1 protein-coding gene is annotated in these 255 nt (G+C 31.0%); it reads left to right on the forward strand.

Features of this window, described 5'->3' with window-relative positions:
- The coding region (locus ACEN36_RS13145) for an arsenic resistance protein (protein WP_407126910.1) at positions 1–255 on the forward strand (255 nt) is incomplete at both ends.

Raw genomic sequence — 255 nt, forward strand, 5'->3', positions numbered from 1 at the left:
TTGTTCTCTTTTTATATGCTCCAATTGTGGCACTTTTATTGGGTATAGGTAACGTATCTGTCCCTATCAATACACTTTTACTCTCCATTTTTGTCTTTATTGTTATTCCTTTAGTTTTAGGAATTGTGGTCAGAAAAAAAGTCGTTAAGCAAAAAGGTGACGATTATTTTGAAAAAGATTTTGTGAATAAATTTGATGGCACAACTCGAATTGGTTTACTACTAACTTTAGTTATTATCTTTTCATTCCAAGGTG

The sequence above is a fragment of the Desemzia sp. FAM 23989 genome (genome assembly GCF_045528345.1).
Classification (GTDB): domain Bacteria; phylum Bacillota; class Bacilli; order Lactobacillales; family Carnobacteriaceae; genus Desemzia.